Genomic DNA, 20,086 nt, shown 5'->3' with positions numbered 1-20,086 from the left:
AAACGGGCCCGCGAGGGCCCGTTTGTCATTGCAGGAAGCGCCGCGCAGGCTTACTTGGTTTCGTCGTCGTTGGTGAGCCGCGGCACCGAGGTGCCTTGGCCGGGCGACAGCAGCCCGGTCCGGGTGTAGATCGCGAGCTTCTCGCGCGTGTCGACGATGTCGAGGTTGCGCATCGTGAGCTGGCCGATGCGGTCGAGCGGCGTGAACGCGCCGGCCACCTTTTCCATGCTCAGGCGCTCGGGCTGGTACGTGAGGTTGGGCGACACGGTGTTGAGAATCGAGTAGTCGTTGCCGCGGCGCAGCTCGATGGTCACTTCACCGGTGATGGCGCGCGCCACCCAGCGCTGTGCCGTTTCGCGCAGCATGATGGCCTGCGGATCGAACCAGCGGCCCTGGTAGAGCAGGCGGCCGAGCTTGCGGCCATGGTCGCGGTACTGCTCGATGGTGTCTTCGTTGTGGATGCCGGTGACCAGGCGCTCATAGGCGATGAACAGCAGCGCGAGGCCGGGGGCTTCGTAGATGCCGCGGCTCTTGGCCTCGATGATGCGGTTCTCGATCTGGTCGCTCATGCCCAGGCCGTGGCGCCCGCCGATGCGGTTGGCTTCCAGGATGAGGTCAACGAGGTTCGCGTGCTCCACGCCGTTCAGGGCGACCGGGCGGCCTTCTTCGAAGCGCACGGTAACGGTTTCGCGCTTGACCTCGACTTCGTCCTTCCAGAATGCCACGCCCATGATCGGCTGCACGATCTGCATGCCGCTGTCGAGGTTCTCCAGGTCCTTGGCCTCGTGCGTGGCGCCGAGCATGTTGGAGTCGGTGCTGTAGGCCTTTTCGGCCGACATCTTGTAGCCGAAGCCGGCTTTGGTCATGAACGCCGACATCTCGGCGCGGCCGCCGAGTTCGTCGATGAACAGCTGGTCGAGCCAGGGCTTGTAGATCTTCAGGTTGGGGTTGGTGAGCAGGCCGTAGCGGTAGAAGCGCTCGATGTCGTTGCCCTTGTAGGTGCTGCCGTCGCCCCAGATATGAACGTCGTCTTCCTTCATGGCCGACACCAGCATGGTGCCGGTGACCGCGCGGCCGAGCGGCGTGGTGTTGAAGTAGGTAACGCCGGCAGTGGTGACGTGGAAAGCACCGGCCTGCAGCGCGGCAATGCCTTCATTGGCGAGCTGCGCGCGGCAGTCGATCAGGCGGGCGTTCTCGGCGCCGTAGAGCATTGCCTTGCGGGGAATCTCGTCGTAATCGGGCTCATCGGGCTGGCCGAGGTTGGCGGTGTAGGCGTAGGGAATCGCGCCCTTCAGCTTCATCCAGTGCAGCGCGGCGCTCGTGTCCAGGCCGCCCGAAAAGGCAATGCCGACCTTCTGGCCGGCGGGAACGTTTTGGAGAATGGTCGACATGTGGGTGTCCGGTTGGCAGGTCTGGGTTCAGCCGAAGTGGCAGATGTAGCTGTAGGGCTCGCCCGCCACGCGGATCTGGAAGCTCGAATTGCCTGGAACGCTGAACTTCTGGCCGGGGCCTGCCGTGACCCATTCGGTGGTGCCTTCGAGCTGGTATTCGCAGCTGCCGGCCGTGCCTTCCATGATTTCAGGCGCGCCGGTCTTGAAGGTCAGGGTGGACGGAAGAATCACGCCGACCGATTTTTTCGTGCCGTCGGCCAGCGTGAGGCTGTGGCTCACGCACTTGCCGTCGAAGTACACGTTGGCCTTGGTCGCCACTGCGGCGCTGTTGAGAGTGTCGGTAGTCGTCGTCATTGGATGGCGCCGGCGCATGCGCGGTCGGCTTGTCGAGGACGCACCACCGCGGCAGCGCACCCCTCGGGGTTGGAAAAGTCCCCGATTTTAGGGCTTGGCCGAACCCGCGCCGGCAGCCTCTGTGCGGGCGCCTGCCTATGCACGGCTCAGCGCCAGTGGCGGTGGCCCCATCCGCCGCGGTAGCCGCCCCATCCCCTGGAGTAGCCGAAATTCAGCGAGAGGCCGACGGGCGGATAGATGTAGGGCTGCGGGTACACGTAGGCTGGCTGCACGTAAACGGGTGCCGCGTACACCGGGGCGGGCTGCACATAGGTGGGGGCTGGCGCATTGGAGAGCACCACCCCTGGCTCGGGCACCACGTTGTCCCACGGCGATCCGCCTTGCTGGGACGGTTGGGCGTATTGGGGGCTCTGCTGGTACTGCTGTTGACCGCTGTTGGCCTCGACCGGGTAGGGCTGCAGCTGCGGCTGGGGTGCAACCGGTGCCGTGGTCACGCCGTAGGCGTTGGCGTGGATCGGGATGGTGGCGCCCGGTCGGCTGCTCATGCGGGTGGTGTACTGCCGGCCGTTGTATTCGTAGGTGACGTTGTAGCTGGGGCTGCTGCCGGTGGTCTCGTAGACGGGGGTGGCGGAAATCACCCGCGCCCATGCTTCCTGGGCCTGCGCAGCGGTGGCGCCCACCGCCAGCAAACCGGCCGCCGAGAGGCCCGCGAGGGTGCGAAAGACGTGTCTGTTCATGGTGTTCTCTCCTGCAGATCGGGGTTGGAGGCTGGCCGGCAAGGCAGGGTTCCGGCGTTTACACGGCGTTCACGGCGGCGGCCCAGGCTTGCGCGTCGAACCCTGTCGTAACGCCGGTTTTGGCGCCCCAGTTGACCACCGGCCGCTTGATGAGGCTTGGGTTGGCCAGCAGCACTGCCCGGGCCGAAGCGGCATCGACCACCGCGTTTCTCTCAGCTTCATCGAGCTTGCGCCAGGTGGTGCCGCGGCGGTTGACCAATGCTTCCCACCCCGGCTTTTTGAGCCACTGGTCGAGTTCGGCCTCGGGCACGCCTTGCTTCTTGAAGTCGTGAAAGGTGTAGGCAATGCCGTGTTCGTCGAGCCAGTCGCGGGCGCGCTTGACGGTGTCGCAGTTGGGAATTCCGTAGAGGGTTGTCATGGATGCCAATGATGCCGATAAAACTTGCCGCGACCCGCGCTTTGCTGGTCGGCGACAATGCCGGGCTCCATGGAAACCCTTAACGACTGGCTCGCGCGCGCCGAGCAACTTCATCCGAAGAACATCGAACTCGGTCTCGAGCGCGCCAAGGAAATGGCGGCCCGTATGGGCCTGCGCTTCGACTGCCCGGTCATCACCGTGGCCGGCACCAACGGCAAGGGTTCGACCTGCGCCATGCTCGAATCGATCCTTACGCACGCGGGCTACCGCACCGCGGTTTTCACGTCGCCGCACCTTGTGCGCTTCGAAGAAAGGCTGCGGCTGGCGGGCGAAGCTGTCGATGCTTCTAAATTAATAGCAAACTTCGAGGTGGTGGAGGCAGCCCGGGGCGACATGGCCCTGACGTACTTCGAATTCACCACGCTCGGCATCCTGCGCTGCATGATCGAGGAGAAGCCTGACGTGGCAATCCTCGAAGTGGGGCTTGGCGGCCGGCTCGACGCGGTCAACATCATCGACACCGATTGCGCGGTCATCACGAGCATCGACCTCGACCACATGGACTACCTGGGGCCCGACCGCGAAAGCATCGGCTTCGAGAAGGCCGGCATCCTGCGCCCGGGCAAGCCCGCCATCGTGAGCGACCCGATGCCGCCGCAAAGCGTGATCGACCATGCAACTGCCATCGGCGCCGACCTGTGGCGCTTCGGGCACGACTTCAACGTGTCCGGCGACAAGCAGCAGTGGGGCTGGTCGGGCCGCGGCAGGCGCTACAGCGGGCTGGCCTATCCGGCGCTGCGCGGCGCCAACCAGCTGCTCAATGCAGCGGGCGTGCTCGCGGCGCTCGAGGCGTTGCGCCAGCAGTTGCCCATAACCGCGCAGGCGGTGCGCACCGGGCTTGCCATGGTCGAGCTGCCCGGACGCTTCCAGATTGTTCCGGGCGAGCCCGCGCTGGTGCTCGACGTGGCGCACAACGCGCATGCGGTTGCGGCGCTGGCCGAGAACCTCGACGCCATGGGTTTCTATCCCACCACGCACGGGGTGTTCGGCGTCATGGCCGACAAGGACCTAGCCCCCATCCTCGCGCGCATCGGCCCGATGATCGACCGCTGGTATTTCACCGATCTGCCCACGCCGCGTGCCGCAAAGGCGAGCGATCTGCTCGCGAGCTGGCAGGCGCAGAACACGCGCACCGACGTCTCCGGCAGCGTGCACGCGGGGCCGATGGAAGCGCTGCGCGCAGCCATCGAGCACGCAGACCCCGCTGATAGAATCGTGGTCTTCGGATCGTTCTTCACCGTGGGTGGCGTGCTGGAACACGGCACTCCGCGGCTGCAAGCCAAACACCTGCTGCCCGGCGGCTGATCGCCGAACCGTCCGCACCATCTGGCACCACCTCGCTGCACTCCTCCAGGGATCGAACTTCATGGCGTTTTTCAAGTTCCGCACGCGCGGCCCGCAAGGCAACGAAGGACGCAGCGCACCCGCGGCTGTTCCCGCGGAAAGTGTCGAAACCATGCGTCGCCGCGCGCGGCACCGGCTGGTGGGCGCCGCCGTCCTGGTGCTGCTTGGCGTGATCGGCTTTCCGCTGTTGTTCGACACCCAGCCGCGGCCGGTGTCGGTCGACATTCCCATCGAGATTCCAGACCGCAACAAGGTCAAGCCCCTGTCGGTGCCCGCCACACCGGCGCCGGCCGCACCCACCGGCGCGGCCGACGGCAGCTCGCGCGTTGCTGCGGCACCGTCGTCCTCGGGCGGCATGATCACCGAAACCGCCGACGGCACCGAAATCGACCCGAGCAAGCCCGCGGCAAGCACGCCGCCGGCCGCCGCTGCCCCGGCAAAGCCCGCGGCCGAACCCAAGCCGGAGCGCAAGCCCGAGCCAAAGCCTGAACCGAAACCCGAGCCCAAGCCGGAACCCAAGCCCGAGCCGAAGCCAAAGCCGGAAGCCAAGCCGGAAACCAAGCCCGAGCCCAAGCCAGCGGCGCCAAAGCCCGCCTCGGCCGACGACGGCAACCGCGCCCGAGCCTTGCTCGAAGGCAAGCCTTCCAACACCAGCACCAAGCCCGCCGCTTCCGAAGACAGCGGCCGCTTCGTGGTGCAGGTAGGTGCCTTCGCAGACGCCGACAAGGCACGCGAAGTGCGGCAGAAACTCGAGAAGGCGGGCCTGAAGACCTATGTGCACGTGGCCAAGACGGCCGACGGTGAGCGTACGCGTGTGCGTGTCGGCCCGTTCAGCTCGCGTGCCGAGGCGGACAAGGCCGCGGATAAGGTCAAGGGCTTGTCTTTGTCGGCCGCCATCCTCACGTTGTAGTAGCCATCGCTCGCTGCCGTGGCCTTGCTCGACTGGATTGCCGTCACGCTCATCGTGGTGTCGATGCTGTTCGGCCTGTGGCGCGGCTTGGTGTTCGAAGTGATTTCGCTGGTGGGTTGGGTAGCTGCCTTCATTGCCGCCCAATGGCTGGCGTCGGACGTGGCGGCATGGCTGCCGTTCGGCGACCCGCAGGCCCCCTGGCGTTATCCGCTGGCCTTTGTGCTGGTGTTCGTCGGGGTGGCGTTCGGCGTGGGCCTGGTGGCCGCGCTGACGCGAAAGCTGATTGCGGCTGTCGGCCTCCGGCCGGTGGACCGAATATTGGGTGGGGCCTTTGGAGCGGCGCGGGGTGCGGTTGCCCTGCTCGTGCTGGCGGTCATTGTTCATTTGCTGGCGTTGAGCGACAGTGCCTGGTGGCATGAATCGCACAGCGCCATTGTTCTCGATGCGGCATTGCAGGGCCTGAAACCCGCGTTGCCTGAAAAGTTGGCAAGCTACCTGCCCTGAGAGGAATCGTTCATGTGTGGAATCGTCGGCGTTGTCAGCAACGCACCCGTCAATCAGCTGCTCTATGACGCCTTGCTGTTGCTGCAGCATCGCGGCCAGGACGCGGCCGGCATCGTGACCCTGCTCGAACGCAAGTTCTTCATGCACAAGGCCAAGGGCATGGTTCGCGACGTGTTCCGCACCCGCAACATGCGGGCGCTGCCCGGCAGCGTGGGCCTAGGCCAGGTGCGCTACCCGACGGCGGGCAACGCCTACAGCGAGGAAGAGGCGCAGCCCTTCTACGTGAACGCGCCCTTCGGCATCGTGCTGGTGCACAACGGCAACCTCACCAATGCGCATGCGTTGCGCGCGGAGCTGTTCTCCACCGACCACCGCCACACCAATACCGAGAGCGACTCCGAAGTGCTGCTCAACGTGCTCGCGCACGAGCTCGAGCGCGCATCGCGCGGCGTGCCGCTGAACCCGGCCGAGGTGTTTGCCGCGGTCAAGAACATGCACAAGCGCCTGCGCGGCTCGTATGCGGTGGTGTCGCTCATCGCCGGCCACGGCCTCCTGGCTTTCCGCGATCCGTACGGCATTCGCCCGCTCTGCATGGGCCGCAACGAGAAGGACGGCACCGTGATGGTGGCCAGCGAGTCCGTGGCGCTCGAAGGTTCGGGCCACGTGTTCGAGCGCAACATCGAACCCGGCGAAGCAGTGTTCATCGACCTGGAAGGCAACGTGCACTCGATGCAGTGCGCCGAAGCGCCCACGCTCAACCCCTGCATCTTCGAATTCGTGTACCTGGCCCGTCCGGACTCGGTGCTCGACGGCATCTCGGTGTACCAGGCGCGGCTCAACCTGGGCGAAACGCTGGCCAAGCGCGTGGTGTCGACCGTGCCGCCGAACCAGATCGACGTGATCATTCCCATTCCCGAGTCGAGCCGCCCGAGCGCCACGCAGCTCGCGCACCTCTTGGGCGTGCCGTACCGCGAAGGTTTCGTGAAGAACCGCTACGTGGGCCGCACCTTCATCATGCCGGGGCAGGGCGTGCGCAAGAAATCGGTGCGCCAAAAGCTCAACGTGATCGGCAGCGAGTTCAAGGGCCGCAACGTGCTGCTGGTCGACGACTCGATCGTGCGCGGCACCACCAGCCGCGAAATCGTGCAGATGGCGCGCGATGCAGGCGCACGCAAGGTCTACCTGGCCAGCGCCGCGCCGCCGGTGCGCTACCCCAACGTCTACGGCATCGACATGCCCACCAAGGACGAGCTGGTGGCGCACGACCGCACGGTCGAGGAGATCCGTGAACTGATCGGCTGCGACGCACTGATCTACCAGGACGTGGACGCCATGAAGCGCGCCATCGGCTCGCTCAACCCCAAGCTGAGCGGCTTCGATGCCTCCTGCTTCGACGGCGTGTACGTGACCGGCGACATCGACACCGAAGCCATCTCTCGCATGAACGGAAACCGTCCGCGCATCGAAGAGACCGAAGAAGATTCGTCGCGCCTTGCGCTTCCCAATCACAGCGAGTGAGAGCTGAATTGACCGATGAACGAACCCTGCCGCCCGGACTGCACCGCGACACGCTCGCGCTGCGCACCGCGCTGGCACCCAGCCAGCACGGCGAGCACTCCGAAGCGCTGTTCCTGACCAGCGGATTCGTGCAGCCCGACGCAGAAACGTCGGCGCGCCGTTTTGCCGGCACCGAAGCGGGCTTTACCTACTCGCGCACTTCCAACCCCACGGTCACCAGCTTCGAGCAGCGGCTTGCGGCCATGGAAGGCACGGAAGCAGCCATCGGTGCCTCCACCGGCATGGGCGCCATCCTCATGATGTGCATGGGCCTGCTGAAGGCGGGCGATCATGTGATCTGCTCGCGCTCGGTGTTCGGCTCCACGCTCAACCTGTTCGGCAAGGAGTTCGCCAAGTTCGGTGTCGAGACCACCTTCGTCTCGCAGACCGACGTGGCCGAATGGCGCGCGGCCCTGAAGCCCAACACCAAGCTGCTGTTCGCCGAAACGCCGACCAATCCGCTCACCGAGGTGTGCGACATCCGCGCGCTGGCCGACCTGGCGCACGGTGCCGGCGCGCTGCTTGCGGTCGACAACTGCTTTTGCACGCCCGCGCTGCAGCGCCCGACCGAACTGGGCGCCGACCTCGTCATTCATTCGGGCACCAAGTATCTCGACGGCCAGGGCCGTGTGATGGCCGGTGCGATCTGCGGTCCATCGAAGCTCATCGTCGACGTGTTCGGCCCGGTGGTGCGCACCGCCGGCATGGCGCTGTCGCCATTCAACGCGTGGGTGGTGCTCAAGGGGCTGGAAACGCTCGGTATTCGCATGCAGGCGCAATGCGCCAACGCGCTGGCCGTGGCGCGGTGGCTCGAAACGCAGCCCGGCGTCGCACGCGTCTACTACCCTGGCCTTGCCTCGCATCCCCAGCATGAACTGGCCATGCGCCAGCAGTCGGGGCAGGGCGGGGCGGTGGTGTCGTTCGACGTGGTCGGCAACGACCCCGAAACGGCGCGCGCCAATGCCTTCCATGTGATCAACAGCACGCGCGTGGTGAGCATTGCCACCAACCTGGGCGACACCAAGACCATCATCACGCACCCCGGCACCACGTCGCACGGGCGTCTGACCGAAGTGCAGCGCCAGGCTGCCGGCATCAGCCAGGGGCTCATCCGCGTGGCGGTGGGCCTCGAGTACATCGACGACATCAAGGCCGACTTGCTTCGCGGCCTTGGCACCCTGAAATCCTGATCGACCCCATGACCGGCAAAGTTCGCACCCGCATCGCTCCGTCTCCCACCGGGTTTCTTCACCTGGGCACCGCGCGCACCGCGCTTTATTCGTGGGCCTACGCGCGTCACCACGGCGGCGAGTTTGTGCTGCGCATCGAAGACACCGACGTGGCCCGCTCCACACAGGATTCGACCGACCAGATCCTTGCTTCGATGCATTGGCTCGGCCTCGACTATGACGAAGGCCCGATCTACCAGATGCAGCGCCTGGAGCGCTACCGCGAAGTCATCGCGCAGATGCTTGCCGCCGGCACGGCCTACCACTGCTACTGCACGCCGGCCGAGCTCGACGAGATGCGCGAAGCGCAACGTGCGCGCGGCGAAAAGACGCTGTACGACCGGCGCTGGCGTCCCGAGCCCGGCAAGGTGCTGCCGCCCGTGCCCGAAGGCGTGCCACCGGTGGTGCGCTTTTGCAATCCGCCCGAAGGCGACGTGACCTGGAACGACCTCGTCAAGGGCGAGATCACCATCAACAACCGCGAGATCGACGATCTCATCATCTTGCGGCCCGACGGTGTGCCCACCTACAACTTTGCGGTGGTGGTCGACGACTGGGACATGGCCATCACGCACGTGTTCCGCGGCGACGAGCACATCAACAACACGCCGTGGCAGATCAACATCTTTCGCGCACTGGGCGCGCCGCTGCCGCAGTTCGGCCATGTGCCGGTCATCCTGGGTGACGACGGGCAAAAGCTCTCCAAGCGCCGCGGCGCCGTGAGCGTTACCGCGTATGAAGAGAACGGCTACCTGCCCGAGGCCATGCTCAACTACCTGGCGCGCCTCGGCTGGAGCCATGGCGACGACGAGCTCTTCACGCGCGAGCAGATGGTGAGCTGGTTCGACGGTTCGCACTTGTCCAAGAGCCCTGCGCAATGGGACGCCGCGAAGCTCGCATGGGTGAATGCGCAGTACATCAAGGCCAAGCCCGATGCGGAACTCGCCCCGCTGGTGGCCGCGCAGCTGAAGAAGCGTGGCATCGAGGCCGACGATCGCCTTGCCGCCATTTGCGCGCTCTTCAAGGACCGCTGCGAAACCACGGTTGCACTGGCCGACTGGGCCGCCGCTTTCTACACGGACGTGACGCCGAGCGAAGCCGATCGCACGCAGCACGTCACCGATGCGGTGAAACCTGTCATTGCCACGCTCGCCGAGAAGCTCGCGAGCGTGCCGTGGGAAAAAGTTTCGATCGCCGCGGCCATCAAGGAAGTTCTGGCCGCACATTCTGTGAAAATGCCTGTGTTGGCCATGCCGGTTCGCGTCCTCGTGATGGGAACACCGCAGACGCCATCCCTCGATTCGGTGCTCGCAATCTTTTCTCGTGAAAAAGTTGTGGAGCGTCTGAAAAGGGCCTGATTTTTCGGTCTATAATTCGAGGCTCGACACCCACACGGGGGTATAGCTCAGCTGGGAGAGCGCTTGCATGGCATGCAAGAGGTCATCGGTTCGATCCCGTTTACCTCCACCATCAAAGTGTCGAGAAGAAGATAAGTGCTGATCGCAGCACGGTTCCTAAGGTTTTGACCCTATCGTCTAGAGGCCTAGGACACCACCCTTTCACGGTGGCTACCGGGGTTCGAATCCCCGTAGGGTCGCCAGTTTCATGCAAGTGAAGCAGGCACGAGTTGTCAACACTCGGCTCCGCAAGGAGTGAACGTTGTCTACCAGGAGTGGTAGTTCAGTTGGTTAGAATACCGGCCTGTCACGCCGGGGGTCGCGGGTTCGAGTCCCGTCCACTCCGCCAAACATGAGCCCCTGTAGCAGTTCTGCTACAGGGGCTTTTTGCTATGTGCTTCTGTTCTTGCTTGGCGCGACTTGTCCGACACGGGGAGCCGACGCATGCCGACCGGCCGGTGCGCGCGCACCTGTAGCTTGGGCGTTTGCTCACCGACGAAAGGAGTTCACATGAACAAGCACCAACTCGAAGGAATGAAGGTCGCCATTCTCGTGACGGACGGCTTCGAACAGTCCGAGATGACCGACCCCCGCAAGGCCCTCGAAGCCGCGGGTGCGGAAACGAAGATCGTGTCGCCCAAGAACGACCGCGTGCGTGGCTCCAGGCACGGCGACCCGGCCGATACCTTCACCGTCGACGTCCCGCTTGCGCAGGCGGCCGCGCACGAGTTCGACGCACTGCTGCTGCCCGGCGGCGTGATGAGCCCCGATGCGCTGCGCATCAACGAGCAGGCCGTGGTTTTCGTGCAGGACTTCGTCAAGGCCCACAAGCCGATTGCCGCCATCTGCCATGGCCCGTGGACGCTCATCGAGGCGAAGGGGGTAGAGGCCCGCACGATGACCTCGTGGCCTTCGCTGCGCACCGACCTGAAGAACGCCGGGGCGAAGTGGGTGGACAACGAAGTGGTGGTCGACGGCAATCTGGTGACCAGCCGCGGCCCGAAGGACCTGCCGGCGTTCGACCGCGAAATGGTCCGGCTCTTTGCCGACGCCCACGCGCACGCCTGACCGGGCCTGCTGTTGTCGCCATGACTGTTCAATGGGACGAGCTGCGCGTTGCGTATGAAGAGTGGCGCAGCCAGCGAGACAAATACGACCGGTGGATGACCGACATCGCCGCCGGCAAGCCGTATGACAAATCGGCGCTGCAGCGCGACCTGGAAGAGCTCGACGCGCTGCACAAGGTCTTCCTGCAGAAGGCCCGGCCGTTCGTTCACCCGAAGCCCTGAGCGCATCGCCCTCGGTGCATGGATGCGCGAGGGCGCTTCCATAAGCTGCGGTTATCACTAAACAACAGGCGCTGGCATTTCGTGAGCAACCTGCCGCTCGCTCCACAGCGTCGGCACGCGCCGGACTACGACGCCACGCCCGCTGAATACCTGGGCCTGCTGGATGCGCATGGAATTTCGCATGCGCTGCTGGTCCAGCCCGGCTTCCTGGGCGCCGACAACAGCTTCATGCTCCGCGCATTGCGCGCCTGCCCGGATCGCTTGCGCGGCGTTGCCGTGGTGCACCCGGAACGCCCTTTGCCGAATTGCGCGCGCTTGCCGAGGCTGGCATCTGCGGCATCCGGCTCAACCTCATGGGCCTGCCCTTGCCCGATTTCTCGCGGCGTGGGTGACTAAGCCGATGGTCAGCCGGCCCGCGCGTCCGGCGCCCATGGCGCGAACGCGTTCGGTTGCCGCATCGCCATAGGCGAGGCTGGCCCGCAGGTCGTCGACGATGGCCAGCCCTGCCTCGGTGAGGGCGGCGCCGCGACGCGTGCGCGTGAAGAGCTTGGTGCCGACTTCGCTTTCCAGCCGTTTCAGCATCTGCGTCAATGCGGGTTGCGCAAGGTCGGGATTTTCTGCGGCGCGGGTAAGGCTGCCGTCCTCCGCGATCGCCACGATACAACGCATCTGCCGGGTTTCCATGCGGCATTCTATGAACCGGCCCGCGCGGAAAGTGCTGCGCGCGTTGAACGCCCGGCACCGTTGGCGCCCCGGTTCCAGCCCCACCTTACCTGCACGATGCCGAGCAACGCAAGCACCGGCAACGCCAGTTCCAGAACCTCCTCGAAGCTGAGCACGAGGTAGCGGTACAGGCCCGCGGGCCTGCCGCCCAAGGCGTCTTGGTCCGCAAGCACCGCGGGTACTTGGTCGAGAACGATCGCGGTTCCGATCACTGCGGCAAAGGTCAGCAGGGTGGTGGCTTCCGGCCGCCGTTGCCACCATGCGCGCAACGCGTCTCGCGCAGACCAGGCGCGCCTTGCGAGCCATGCGCCGGCCACGGCGATGGGCGCGAAGACCAGGCTGCCGTGGTGCGCCAGGTGCCCGTCCGCTTCGCGCGCGGCAAAGGCAAGAAGCACGATGCAGATAGCCGTCTTGTCCAGCCGCGACAGCGACGCCACCCGCACCGCTGCCAGGCATGCCGCCGCGGCGAGATACAGGAGAACCGTGCTTTTCTCGACCGGCCCGCTTTCCTCCAGGACCGCCGGCCCGATCGACTCAGGCGTATTCAACCCGATCCATGCGGCGGCAAAGCCGAACACCAGCACCAGCGAGGGCCCCGCCCTGCCGGCTGCTAACGCGCGCAGCGGCCATGCCGGCGCGGCGGCGGATGTGCGGGCGAACTTGCGCCCTGCGGCCTGCAGCGCAAGCAGCGCTCCGGCAATGCATGCGCCCAGCAGCGCACCTGCCGCAATATCGAACGGAAAATGGATTCCGGCATAGATGCGGGACCACGCGGTGACTGCGGCCACGGCAAGAACGAGCAGCCCTACGTCACGCAGCCCGCGCCGCAGCAAGAGCATGAAAGCCATGGTGAACATCACCGAGGCGTGCGTGCTGGGCAGGCCCGCGCGCGCGCCGTGCGGCACATGGGCGGGACTCAGTCCCACCATGAAGGGGCGCGGCATACCGATGGACGCCGCGATCTCGTGCGAGATCAGCGAAGCGGCGCCTCCGGCGGCCAGCACGGCCAGCACGCAAGTGCGCCGCGCGGGCCGGCGCCATGCCACCCAGGCAAGAATGGCCGCACATACCCACGACGAGCCCAGCGCAATCGCCGATGCAAACCACAGCAGCGTGGGGGAGGGAGAGAAGCCGGCGGCGAGTGCGTTGAAGAGGGCAAGGTTGAGTGAATTCATCCAGCGTTTTCACAATCCTGGCCGCCCAATTTAGCATCCTCCTGGCGCGAAGAACGCCCGGTGCCAGCGCGTCGCTGCCCGCCGTGACGGGCAAGGCGGCGGCGCCCGTGCCCGTCAGGGCAGGGTGGCCTGCAACGCCAGGAAGGCTTCCATCTCCGCGGAGGTGGAGGCGGTGCCCGAGCGTTTGGCCAGCGCACGCACCAACTGCAGCAATTCGCGGAAGATCTCGGCGTCGTGTGCCGGCGAGCGCTGGTCTTCTTCCTTCCAGCCGAAGGCGGCCCAGCCATTTCGCGCCGACACCTGGCGGTCCAGCGGACCGAGCGCTTCGAACATTGCCTTCATGAAAGCCGCACCGCGCAGCTGGTTGTCGTGGACGACCGGGCTGCCGTCGACGTAGGTGATGCGCGCCAGGTCGGGCGGCAGTTCGAGCCGACCCTCTGGGTCCAGCAGCGTTGCAAGGCGGTTCCACATCGCGCTGGCTGCGTAACTTTCGGCGAACACCTGTGCCTGCAGGGCCGGCAACGTGCCGGGCAAGGAGTGCTCCGCGCCCACCCCGGGACGCAAGGCGTATTCAGCCCAACGCGCGGTGCCCTCCAGGAGCCAGCGCGCCTTGAACATGGTGTAGCCGTACTGATACTGGTGAAAGAGTTCGTGGGCAGGCGACACGTTCTGGTTCGAATGGCTGTTCAGCAGGTCGATACGCAATGCGCAGTGCCCCTGGGGCCCGTCGATGCCAAGGCGATAGTTCGTCGCTTCGTCATAGGAGCGGCCATTCCCTTTCTCCATCTTGAGCAGGAAGACGTCGATCGATGCGGTGCGCGCATTGCGAACCTGGCGCATCGGATGCGTGAGGCCCATCACTTCGGAGAAGATGCGCCGCCCCACCACCAGTTGCGTGGCCACGTCCTCGACCTTGTCGGGCACGCCGTTGCGGTTGGCGTCGCGGGCATCGGGCAACGCATGCTCTCCATCCAGCGTGTAGAAGACGCGGAATTCGTCGCGAACGTGGATGCGGTCGAGGCGAGGAAGATCTGCATTGCGTGCCGTACGGCATTCTTTCGGGCCCGCTCCCTGCGCCGCGGCAGGAAAGGCGGCAACGAGCATGGAGCCGATGAAGAGAAGGGTCTCTTTCCACGGACTGCGACGGCCTTTTCCGCGAGAATTCCGCCGTTGGCCGAACGGCGCGGAGAGGGCATCTCGCGAGTGTTTCATGGCGCATTCAGTATGCCATTGGCACGCAAAGCGGCGCTTCGCCTTCGAGTGCCTGAACTAGGCCAACGCGACCGCTTCCGCCTCGACCTTGAATCCGAAGTGCAATGGCCCCGTCGGCACGATCGCGCGAGCCGGGCGTGCATTGCCGGCCCATTCCGAATAGATGGTATTGAATGCGGGCCAGTTCTCGATGGCGTCGAGATAGACGCGAACCTGAACCAAGCGGTCGATGCCGCTCCCGGCCCCTACCAATGCGGCCTTCAGGTTGTCGAGAACCTGGCGCGTCTGCTCCTCGAACGAGGCCTCGGTCAGCTTGGCGCCGCCGGCTGCAATGGGCAGTTGGCCAGAGACGAAGACGAAGCCGTTGGCCACGGTCGCGTGGCTGTAGTGCCCGCCCGGCGCTGCAAGGCTTTCAGGAGCGATGTACTGAACAGTGTTTGTCATGCGCTTCTTTCTCACCAGCCGTGGAACCGGCTCCAGGTTGCGAGTGTTCCATCTTGCGCCAGCGCGTGGTACTGCGGAAACTGCGCGCCGGTGGCGCAGGCGTGGTTGGGCAGTATGCGCAGTTGCGTGCCGATGGGAAAGCGCCCCGCAATGTCCGTGTCGGGCGTGCCTTCGCGCGACAGGATGCCGTGCTCCTGGTTGGCGCCGCTCAGCACATAGCCGTCGATCGGCTCGCCATCGACACCGCAGACCTGGCCGTAGCCGAAGTCGCGTTTCTGCTTCTGCGTGCCGCGGTCGCGGCTCATCGCCATCCAGCCCGCATCGACGATCGCCCAGCCCTTGTCCGGCTGGTGGCCGATCACCGTCGTGAGCACGCTCAGCGCAATGTCCGAGGTGGCGCAGACGCCGATGTTTTTCATCACGAGGTCGAAGAACACATACACGCCTGCACGCACTTCTGTCACGCCGTCGAGTTGTTGCGCATGCAGTGCGGTGGGCGTGGAGCCGACGCTGACCACCGGGCAGGGCAGGCCCGCGGCGCGCAGGCGCTCGGCCGCGCGCACGCAGCCCGCGCGTTCCTGCTCGGCCATGGCCGCCAGCGCTTCAGGTGTGTCGAGTTCGTAGCTGGAGCCCGCGTGCGTGAGCACCCCGCCGAGCCGCATGCCGCCCGCGTGCAAGGCGTTTGCCGCTTCGAGCAGCGCTGCTTCGTCGGGCTTGATGCCGGAGCGGTGACCGTCGGTGTCGACCTCGATCCAGACCTCGAACACCTCGCCATGCGCGCGGCCGAACTCGGCAATTGCCGCCGCCGAGGCCGGGCTGTCCGTGATGATCTTCAGGTCGCAGCCCTTGCGGCGCAGCGCGAGCGCCTGCGGCAGCCGGTGCTGGGCCATGCCGACCGCGTAGAGGATGTCCGTGATGCCGTCGGCGAAGAACTGCTCCGCCTCCTTCAAGGTGGAAACGGTGATGCCCTGCGCACCCGCGGCCAGCTGGGCGCGCACGACGGGCGTGCACTTGGTGGTCTTCACATGCGGGCGAAAACGCACGGACAACGCGTTCATGCGCGCCTGCATGCGGTCGATGTTGTGCCGCATGCGCGGCAGGTCGATGAGGGCTGCCGGCGTGTCGAGCGTGGCGAGGTGCGATGGTGTGTTCATGGACCTGACTGTAGTAATTCGAGGGTGCTGCGTGGTTTAATGAAACTACACCAATCGTTAAGCTCAGCTGAATGCTCCGCATCGAAGACCTGCAACTTGCCGCGGCGCTCGCGCAGGCGCCTTCGTTGAGCGCGGCCGCGCGCGCGTTGAACGTCACGCCGCCCGCGCTGTCGATGCGGCTGCGCAAGCTGGAGGCCATGCTCGATGTTTCGCTGGCGGTTCGCACCGCAAGGCGCCTGAGCCTGACGCCGGAGGGCGAGCGCTTTGCGCGCGAAGCGGCGACGTTGCTGGCGGGGCTCGAGGCTTTGCCGCAATCGTTCCAGCGCAACGACCGCCGCTTGACCGGCACGCTGCGCATTGCGGCGCCCTTCGGCTATGGAAGGCAGCGCATCGCACCGATGCTCGCGCGCTTTGCGCGGCTGCATCCCTCGTTGGGCCTGCAACTCGACCTGAGGGAAACGCCGTGGCCCGACAGGCACGATTCGGACGTGGTGATTCACATCGGCACGGTGCGCGATTCGTCGTGGGTTGCGCGCACGCTCGCCTTCAACGAGCGCTGGCTGTGCGCGAGCCCGGCTTACTTGCGCACGCACGGAACGCCCAGCGAGCCGCGCGAGCTGCTGAAGCACTGCTGCATCAGCATCCGCGAGAACGAGGAAGACGTGACGCTGTGGCACTTTCACCGGCCCAGCGCGAAGGCGGCGGGCAAGGCAAAGGTGGATGATGCCGCGCGGCGGCAGAAGCCGCGCGAAACGGTGCGCATCGTGCCCAGCTACACCTCGAACGACGGCACCGTGGCGCGCGAGTGGGCCGAGCAGGGCCTTGGCCTGGTGCTGCGCTCCGAGTGGGATGCCGCGGAGTCGATTGCCCGCGGAACCCTGGTGCGGGTGCTGCCCGATTGGGCGCTCGACAGTGCGCCCGTGACGGCGCTGGTGCCCACGCGGCAGGGCCGTACGGCGCGCGTCCAGGCGCTGCTTCAGTTTCTTGAGGAATCCCTCGGAAAACTGCCGGCTCAGCGGCGCTGAAACGCGCTCCGCCAAGCCCTTGCTTCCTGAACGGCCTGACTTCGCGTAGGCCGTTTCCGCAAACGAGTTTTGGCGGAATTTTGTAGAACTAGCATGGGTCGAACACCCTGCCGGTCGGCACGAAGCACCCCGGCTTTTTCTGAAGCTACCTACAAAGGAGAGCACCATGCGGTCCATTCAACTCCGAAGCCTTGCGCTCGCATGTGCGGTTGCAGTCGCCGGCATTGCGGCCGTGGGCTGCACGACCACCAGGCCCCAGGACCAGGCGAGCAGCGCATCGTCGCGCGCCTCGATCGACGCGCAGGTCGACGCCGCATTGTCCAAGCTGTACGGCTCCGCCAGGGGCTCGCGCGAACTGGTCGCCTCGTCGACTGGCGTGCTGGTGTTTCCGGCCGTGGTCGGCGCCAGCATGGGCGTGGGCGCCGAGTATGGGCGCGGTGCGTTGCGCGTGAACGGGCGCACGCAGGCCTACTACAGCACCACCGCGGGTTCGATCGGCTTCCAGGCCGGTGCGCAGTCGAAGGCGGTGATCTACGTGTTCACCACGCAGGCCGCGCTCGACAAGTTCCGCAGCAGCAAGGGGTGGACGGCCGGTGCCGATGCCACCGTGGCCGCGGCAACCTTCGGTGCCAACGGCAGCATCGACACCAACACGCTGCGCCAGCCCGTGGTCGGCTTCGTGCTGACCAACGTGGGGCTCGAGGCCGGCGTGTCCGTGTCGGGCGCGAAGATCAGCGAGATCCGGCTGTAGGCGGCCTGCGAGTCGCTTCCTGATCAGTTCGCCAGCTGCGCCTGCAGCTCGGCGACCTGCTTGCGCAAGGCCTCGTTCTCGGCCGTGAGTTCTGCCACGCGCTGCTCCAGCAGCTGCAGTGCTTCGGCCTTTGCCGGCTGGTCGGCTGTATTCGATTCAGCCGAGTCAGCAGCCTCGCCCGCTTCTTCGCGCGGCTTGCGCTTGGCCTCGCGAACCCGCTTGGCGGCCTGCTTGAGTTCGTCCTTGCCCGCGTTCGCCGCCGAAACCTGCTCTTCAGCGGGCAGGCTGGCCACCGCCGCCGCGGTGTTGATGGAAATGACACCCGACTTCACGGCCGCCACCAGCTCAGGCGCAGCCTGCTTCTGGATCTTCTCGATCATCACCACCTGGTTGCTGCTGAGCCGCGCGGCGCGTGCAATGGCTTCGCGGCTGCTCAGCGGTGCGGGCGGGGGCAGGGCAGGGGCGCTGTTATCGGACGGTCCGGCGGGCGGGTCGGCATCGAACGGCGCGCCGTCGTCAGGCGGCGCCGTGTCGGCCATTGCGCGCGCGCGGCGCTCGTCGACGATGTCTTTCTTTCGCAGTGCCAGCACGCCGCGAAGAAAGTCGGAAATGCTGCGCCGGCCCAGGTGCTGGTCGATCATCCAGAGGTGCACGTCCTCGATCGTCTTGAAGCGCGTGTTCTGCACCGTCTGGAACGGCAGGCCGTGCTTCTGGCAAATGCCGTAGCGGTTGTGGCCGTCCACCAGCACGTCGCCCCACAGCACCAGCGCGTCGCGGCAGCCTTCGGTGAGGATGCTGCGCTCCAGCGCCTCGTGCTCCTCGGGAGTCAATGGATCTATATAGGCTTTGAGTTCTTCGTTGACGACGATGTTCATGAGGCAGGGATCGGGGAAAGGGGCGAAATTCTAGTTGCCGCCCGCGCGTGATCATCTGGCTGTCATGCAGGCGGCCCACCATCGCCGAACGTTTGGTTGCGCTAAATCGGCGTCTGGCTGTCTCGGTTTGGGGTGTTCGAACGTCTACTGGGTATGGAGCATGAAGAGATCGGGAAATGGGGCATTTTTGTATCCACAAGTAGTAATAATTCTCATTTGTATTGAGCACTTCAGGAGTACCTCCCTCATGTTCATGTGTCTTCAACCTCGTCGACGTTCTTTCGCGCGGTTGGCGCTGCGCTTCGCATGATGAGAGAGTCCATCGACATGGCGTTGCCTCTTTCCGAGCCCACGCTCGCCGAAGTCTTCATTGCCAACCGTCCGCAGCTTTTGCGCGTGGCGCGAAGAATCGTGCGCACCGCGGAACTCGCCGACGACGTGCTGCAGGATGCCTACCTGAAGATCACCGACGGCCCCTGCGTGCGCAAGGCCGATCGGCCGATCGGCTATTGCTGCCAGGTGGTGCGCAACGTGGCGCTCGACTGCTGCCGGCGGCATACCGTCGAAGCCAACTACCGCACCTTCGATGTCGATGTCGAGGCCCTCGACGTGGCGGGGCCCCCTTCGCCCGACCGCCTGATGCGCGAGCGCCAGGCGATCCACGCGATCGACAAGGTGCTGGCGGCACTGCCTGCGCGAACGCGCCTGGTGTTCGAGCTTTACCGGCTCGAAGGCCTCACGCAGCGCGAGATCGCATTGCGCCTGGGCTGCGCGCTCGGGCTGGTGAACGGGCTGATCGCCGAAGCGGCCCAGGCCATCAAGGAATGCGGCCGGCTGCTCGACGACGATTGAGCCCTGGGCAATTGAAGGCCTGAATGCGTGCGGGATTGGTGTAAGGTAAAAGCCTTAGCGCCAATGCATTGTGCTGCCGCGCAATGCCACACGTTCACGCACATGACACAAGAACAGGACGATCCCATCTGGAACGCCGCATGGCAGTGGGTGCAGCGCGAGTACGACCGCGAGAGCTTCGATGCGGCTGCGCGCAGCGAGATGACCGCCTGGCTTCTTGCCGACCCCCTGCATCGCAAGGCCTACGACAAGGCGGCCCGCCTATCGCTGCTCGCGGGCCTTGTGCCGCCTGAGTCTTCCCCTGCTTCTCCCCCGGCTTCTGCGGAGTGAACAGATCGCGTCCTGAAACGTCTTGTTGAACAGAGGAGCGAACGGAAGGCCCGTCGGGCCGGCTGATCGCCAGAACCTGTTCAACCGCATAAGGACGCATCCATGTCGACGAGCTGCTTCGATCGCGAAGACGAGACCTTCATTGTTCTGGTCAACCACGAAGACCAGTATTCCATCTGGCCCCACTGGAAGGCCGTGCCAAAGGGATGGACCGCGGTCGACGGCATCAAGGGTGACAAGAAGACCGCCCTTGCCTATGTCGAAGAGGCCTGGACCGATATGAGGCCCCGGTCGCTGCGCGAATGGATGGCGCGGCAAGAACAAAACCCCACCACCGAAACCGCGGCCGGTTGAC

At 65.6% G+C, this 20,086-nt stretch carries 24 protein-coding genes and 3 tRNA genes; 17 read left to right on the top strand and 10 right to left on the bottom strand.

Translation table 11 applies throughout. From position 1 onward, the window contains the following. Positions 1 to 50: 50 nt before the first annotated feature. The 4 genes from argG to GOQ09_RS19220 form a co-directional block, all read right to left on the bottom strand. On the bottom strand, positions 51 to 1,391 hold the full coding sequence (gene argG, locus GOQ09_RS19235; protein ID WP_157614981.1) for an argininosuccinate synthase: 1,341 nt from the start codon (positions 1,389 to 1,391) through the stop codon (positions 51 to 53). Between the two features lie 27 nt (positions 1,392 to 1,418). Next, complete coding sequence (locus tag GOQ09_RS19230; protein ID WP_126746289.1) at positions 1,419 to 1,745, bottom strand: pyrimidine/purine nucleoside phosphorylase; 327 nt, start codon at positions 1,743 to 1,745, stop codon at positions 1,419 to 1,421. 146 nt (positions 1,746 to 1,891) lie between these two features. Then, complete coding sequence (locus GOQ09_RS19225; protein WP_157614980.1) at positions 1,892 to 2,482, bottom strand: hypothetical protein; 591 nt, start codon at positions 2,480 to 2,482, stop codon at positions 1,892 to 1,894. Positions 2,483 to 2,540: 58 nt separating this feature from the next. Beyond that, a complete protein-coding gene (locus tag GOQ09_RS19220) occupies positions 2,541 to 2,900 on the bottom strand; it encodes an ArsC family reductase (RefSeq protein WP_157614979.1) in 360 nt (119 codons plus the stop codon). Positions 2,901 to 2,957: 57 nt separating this feature from the next. On the opposite strand from GOQ09_RS19220, the gene folC reads away from it, so the two are divergent. From folC to GOQ09_RS26410, 12 genes are all read left to right on the top strand, one after another. Continuing rightward, positions 2,958 to 4,265, top strand: coding sequence for a bifunctional tetrahydrofolate synthase/dihydrofolate synthase (folC, locus tag GOQ09_RS19215; protein ID WP_157614978.1), 1,308 nt, complete (start codon positions 2,958 to 2,960; stop codon positions 4,263 to 4,265). Positions 4,266 to 4,326: 61 nt separating this feature from the next. Then, positions 4,327 to 5,214 carry an SPOR domain-containing protein gene (locus tag GOQ09_RS19210; protein ID WP_157614977.1) on the top strand — a complete coding sequence of 296 codons (888 nt, stop codon included), beginning with the start codon at positions 4,327 to 4,329 and terminating at the stop codon, positions 5,212 to 5,214. 18 nt (positions 5,215 to 5,232) lie between these two features. Continuing rightward, the gene (locus GOQ09_RS19205; protein ID WP_157614976.1) at positions 5,233 to 5,718 is read left to right on the top strand and encodes a CvpA family protein; all 486 of its coding nucleotides are present in this window, start codon (positions 5,233 to 5,235) and stop codon (positions 5,716 to 5,718) included. A gap of 12 nt (positions 5,719 to 5,730) precedes the next feature. After that, positions 5,731 to 7,236 carry an amidophosphoribosyltransferase gene (purF, locus tag GOQ09_RS19200; RefSeq protein WP_157614975.1) on the top strand — a complete coding sequence of 502 codons (1,506 nt, stop codon included), beginning with the start codon at positions 5,731 to 5,733 and terminating at the stop codon, positions 7,234 to 7,236. Between the two features lie 8 nt (positions 7,237 to 7,244). Next, a complete protein-coding gene (locus GOQ09_RS19195; protein WP_157614974.1) occupies positions 7,245 to 8,465 on the top strand; it encodes an O-succinylhomoserine sulfhydrylase in 1,221 nt (406 codons plus the stop codon). An 8-nt stretch (positions 8,466 to 8,473) separates the two neighbouring features. Then, positions 8,474 to 9,862, top strand: a complete 1,389-nt coding sequence (gltX, locus tag GOQ09_RS19190) for a glutamate--tRNA ligase (protein ID WP_157614973.1) — start codon at positions 8,474 to 8,476, stop codon at positions 9,860 to 9,862. Between the two features lie 36 nt (positions 9,863 to 9,898). Then, a tRNA-Ala gene (locus GOQ09_RS19185) sits at positions 9,899 to 9,974 on the top strand. Positions 9,975 to 10,028: 54 nt separating this feature from the next. Then, positions 10,029 to 10,104 (top strand) — tRNA-Glu (locus GOQ09_RS19180). A gap of 69 nt (positions 10,105 to 10,173) precedes the next feature. After that, positions 10,174 to 10,250, top strand: a tRNA-Asp gene (locus GOQ09_RS19175). Positions 10,251 to 10,411: 161 nt separating this feature from the next. After that, on the top strand, positions 10,412 to 10,969 hold the full coding sequence (locus GOQ09_RS19170) for a type 1 glutamine amidotransferase domain-containing protein (protein WP_157614972.1): 558 nt from the start codon (positions 10,412 to 10,414) through the stop codon (positions 10,967 to 10,969). Positions 10,970 to 10,989: 20 nt separating this feature from the next. Next, positions 10,990 to 11,190 (top strand): hypothetical protein, encoded by a 201-nt coding sequence (locus GOQ09_RS19165; RefSeq protein WP_157614971.1) that lies wholly within the window; start codon positions 10,990 to 10,992, stop codon positions 11,188 to 11,190. A gap of 18 nt (positions 11,191 to 11,208) precedes the next feature. Then, a complete protein-coding gene (locus tag GOQ09_RS26410; RefSeq protein ID WP_347563254.1) occupies positions 11,209 to 11,586 on the top strand; it encodes an amidohydrolase family protein in 378 nt (125 codons plus the stop codon). Here the strand turns inward: GOQ09_RS26410 and GOQ09_RS19160 are convergent. The 5 genes from GOQ09_RS19160 to GOQ09_RS19140 form a co-directional block, all read right to left on the bottom strand. Continuing rightward, on the bottom strand, positions 11,542 to 11,874 hold the full coding sequence (locus GOQ09_RS19160) for a LysR family transcriptional regulator (protein WP_347563253.1): 333 nt from the start codon (positions 11,872 to 11,874) through the stop codon (positions 11,542 to 11,544). The two genes, GOQ09_RS26410 and GOQ09_RS19160, sit on opposite strands and share 45 nt — an antisense overlap. An 8-nt stretch (positions 11,875 to 11,882) precedes the next feature. After that, positions 11,883 to 13,088: a phosphatase PAP2 family protein gene (locus GOQ09_RS19155; protein WP_157614970.1), complete on the bottom strand. Its 1,206-nt coding sequence runs from the start codon at positions 13,086 to 13,088 to the stop codon at positions 11,883 to 11,885. Between the two features lie 114 nt (positions 13,089 to 13,202). Next, positions 13,203 to 14,192: a hypothetical protein gene (locus GOQ09_RS19150; RefSeq protein WP_157614969.1), complete on the bottom strand. Its 990-nt coding sequence runs from the start codon at positions 14,190 to 14,192 to the stop codon at positions 13,203 to 13,205. Between the two features lie 165 nt (positions 14,193 to 14,357). Next, positions 14,358 to 14,744: a RidA family protein gene (locus GOQ09_RS19145; protein WP_157614968.1), complete on the bottom strand. Its 387-nt coding sequence runs from the start codon at positions 14,742 to 14,744 to the stop codon at positions 14,358 to 14,360. Positions 14,745 to 14,755: 11 nt separating this feature from the next. After that, positions 14,756 to 15,898, bottom strand: a complete 1,143-nt coding sequence (locus GOQ09_RS19140; RefSeq protein ID WP_157614967.1) for a DSD1 family PLP-dependent enzyme — start codon at positions 15,896 to 15,898, stop codon at positions 14,756 to 14,758. Positions 15,899 to 15,969: 71 nt separating this feature from the next. Between GOQ09_RS19140 and GOQ09_RS19135 the strand changes: the two genes are divergently transcribed. Together GOQ09_RS19135 and GOQ09_RS19130 are read left to right on the top strand one after the other, a co-directional pair. After that, the gene (locus tag GOQ09_RS19135; RefSeq protein ID WP_157614966.1) at positions 15,970 to 16,923 is read left to right on the top strand and encodes a LysR family transcriptional regulator; all 954 of its coding nucleotides are present in this window, start codon (positions 15,970 to 15,972) and stop codon (positions 16,921 to 16,923) included. Between the two features lie 166 nt (positions 16,924 to 17,089). Continuing rightward, a complete protein-coding gene (locus GOQ09_RS19130) occupies positions 17,090 to 17,674 on the top strand; it encodes a BPSL1445 family SYLF domain-containing lipoprotein (RefSeq protein ID WP_157614965.1) in 585 nt (194 codons plus the stop codon). A gap of 23 nt (positions 17,675 to 17,697) precedes the next feature. Here the strand turns inward: GOQ09_RS19130 and GOQ09_RS19125 are convergent, their stop codons facing one another. Next, entirely contained in the window at positions 17,698 to 18,549 is an 852-nt protein-coding gene (locus tag GOQ09_RS19125) for a plasmid replication/partition related protein (RefSeq protein ID WP_157614964.1), read from the bottom strand. Positions 18,550 to 18,855: 306 nt separating this feature from the next. Here GOQ09_RS19125 and GOQ09_RS19120 point away from each other — a divergent pair, with 306 nt between their 5' ends. The 3 genes from GOQ09_RS19120 to GOQ09_RS19110 all read left to right on the top strand — a co-directional run bounded on the left by GOQ09_RS19120 (position 18,856) and on the right by GOQ09_RS19110 (position 20,085). After that, entirely contained in the window at positions 18,856 to 19,401 is a 546-nt protein-coding gene (locus GOQ09_RS19120) for a sigma-70 family RNA polymerase sigma factor (protein WP_157614963.1), read from the top strand. A gap of 102 nt (positions 19,402 to 19,503) precedes the next feature. Beyond that, positions 19,504 to 19,731 (top strand): DUF4880 domain-containing protein, encoded by a 228-nt coding sequence (locus GOQ09_RS19115; protein WP_157614962.1) that lies wholly within the window; start codon positions 19,504 to 19,506, stop codon positions 19,729 to 19,731. Positions 19,732 to 19,833: 102 nt separating this feature from the next. After that, a complete protein-coding gene (locus GOQ09_RS19110) occupies positions 19,834 to 20,085 on the top strand; it encodes an MbtH family protein (RefSeq protein WP_157614961.1) in 252 nt (83 codons plus the stop codon). Position 20,086 lies beyond the last annotated feature (1 nt).

It is taken from the genome of Variovorax paradoxus (assembly GCF_009755665.1).
Classification (GTDB): domain Bacteria; phylum Pseudomonadota; class Gammaproteobacteria; order Burkholderiales; family Burkholderiaceae_C; genus Variovorax; species Variovorax paradoxus_G.
Note: the sequence above shows the minus strand (reverse complement) of the source record. Positions and strands in the feature narration are given on the sequence as shown.